The organism is Sediminimonas qiaohouensis DSM 21189, assembly GCF_000423645.1.
GTDB classification, from domain to species: domain Bacteria; phylum Pseudomonadota; class Alphaproteobacteria; order Rhodobacterales; family Rhodobacteraceae; genus Sediminimonas; species Sediminimonas qiaohouensis.
Genome location: NZ_AUIJ01000061.1, coordinates 1 through 2,334, shown reverse-complemented (window position 1 = coordinate 2,334; position 2,334 = coordinate 1). Strand labels below are relative to the sequence as shown.

Sequence of the window (2,334 nt, the reverse complement as noted above, 5' to 3'; positions counted from 1 at the left end):
TGCGAAATTCATCCGTTCTTCCTGTGCCCATAGTTCGTCTCCTTTGCTGCACATTATGCTATCAAAGGAGCGGCACCAAACCGCGACAGGTCCAACAACAGCATTGACCACACCATGACATAGAAAGCATAAGAACCGGGTGCTCAAATATCGGTGACATTGCCGGATCAGTCTAAGTGACATTCTATCTTTCACATGGCCCAAGCGAGCAACCAAGAGGCCCCATGTCGTAGGCCCAAGCTTACCAACACAAGAGGAAAGACTCCTTTGATCTTCGCTAGAATTCTTGACCAGCTGGTTGCCTGGAGTGGGTTATACGGCAAGCGCAGCCTTTTGTGGCGCCTGCTAAGCGAAAGTATTCCCGAGCACCGTGGCACCTATCTCGCGGCGATCGTTGCGATGATTGTCGTTGCGATCACGACCGCCCTGTCTGCCTGGGTCATGGAAGCGATCATCGATGCCATGAGCAACACCGAGAACCGTGCCATGGTTTTTCTGGTCGCGGCAGCCGTTGCCGGCATCTTCATTCTCAAGGGGCTGGCCACTTTCGCGCAGATCGTTTTGATGGCGCGCGCCGGCAACCGAATCGTTGCACAGAAACAGATACAGATGTTCCAGCGTCTGCTTGGGCAGAGTATGGCTTTCTACAACACAACGGAATCTTCGAATGTACTGCTGCGCATCACGCAAAGCGCTCAGATGGTGCGTCAGGTCATCGACACCATTGTCACCGGCTTTGTCCGCGATGTGCTGACGTTGGCGGGATTGGTCGTTGTGATGTTCTACCAACAACCGGTCCTTTCGCTGGTCTGCCTCATCGTGGGACCGGCTGCCCTCTATGGTGTGCGGCTCATTCTTGTCCGCGTTCGCACGATAATGTCACAAGAGATGATGAGCATGGCCGAAATCATTCGTGTCGTGCAGGAAACAGCGGCGGGCACACGTGTGATCAAGACCTTTGCCCTTGAGGACTTCATGGACGATCGCATGAATTCGGCTGTCCGCAATGTCGAGAAACGTGCGAACAAAATGATACGCCTAGAGGCCGCCACAAAACCGTTGATGGACACGATTACCGGGCTGGCCATTGCCGCCATTGTCGTATTGAGCACTATCAGCCTATTCGGTGAGGCCGCGGGAACCCCCGGACAGCTCATGTCTTTCGTGACAGCTTTCCTGATGGCCTATGAACCAGCCAAGCGCCTGTCGAAGATGCGTGTTTCGATCGAACGCGGCATGGTTGGCGTGAGGATGATGTATGATCTTCTCGACACGCCGCGCACAATGGTCGAGGCGCCCGACGCGCAAGACCTGCCGGATGGCCCGGGACACCTGAGACTGGAAGATGTGCATTTTTCCTACGGAAAAGACAAGATGGCAATCAACGGGGTCACGCTTGATTGTCCGGCAGGAAAAACCACGGCGCTGGTCGGGCCGTCGGGGGGTGGCAAGTCGACCCTGATGAACCTCATCCTGCGCCTCTATGATCCAGACAGCGGAGAAATCCGCATCGATGGCGTCGATCTGAAACAGGCAACCTTCGCCTCCCTGAGACGAAACATTGCTTATGTTGGGCAGGATACCTTTCTGTTCTCGGCGAGCATCATGGAGAACCTGCGTATTGCCCGGAGCGATGCAACGGATGACGAGGTCATTGACGCCGCCCGGGTTGCCCATGCGGACGAGTTCATCCAGCAGCTTTCAGACGGCTATCACACTCCCATCGGCGAGAATGGCTCCTTCCTGTCAGGTGGGCAACGACAGCGCTTGGCGATCGCCCGGGCGGTGCTGCGCCGCGCCCCTATTCTGTTGCTGGACGAAGCAACCAGCGCGCTCGACAGCCACTCAGAGGTGCTGGTGCGCGATGCTCTCGAGAGGGTAACGAAAGACGTTACAACCATCGTCGTTGCACATCGGCTGTCGACGGTGCTGCAGGCGGACCAGATCTGTTACATACAGGACGGCCGTGCGGAAGAGGTCGGCACGCTTTCGGAGCTTCTGCAGCGCAAGGGGAAATTCAGGACACTCTACGATCAGCAGTTTGCCGGAACACAACTTCCTGAAGACGATCCGCTCGCAGCACCCTGATCCCCGCCACTGACTTTTTGGGTTTCAGGGTATCCGTTGGGCAGTCAAGCGATTGTGGCTCTGATCTCGATTCCGTAGGTGCACGGGCATTTTCCTGCGTTTGTGAAGCCAGTTCACGTCCTTTGCCTGAACGGACCGCTTGCGCCGAACCGGCTTGCGCATCTCGATGGAGAGATATAGCTGAAAGTTGGTGATGGCCCCTGAGGGGCGGCATATCATGGCGGTGTTCACGCGCCGTCAATTCTC

General features: G+C 56.3%; 1 protein-coding gene. It reads left to right on the top strand.

Translation table 11 applies throughout. The features are described from left to right. Nucleotides 1–267 precede the first annotated feature (267 nt). On the top strand, nt 268–2,088 hold the full coding sequence (locus G568_RS19470; protein ID WP_245582981.1) for an ABC transporter ATP-binding protein: 1,821 nt from the start codon (nt 268–270) through the stop codon (nt 2,086–2,088). Nucleotides 2,089–2,334: the final 246 nt, after the last annotated feature.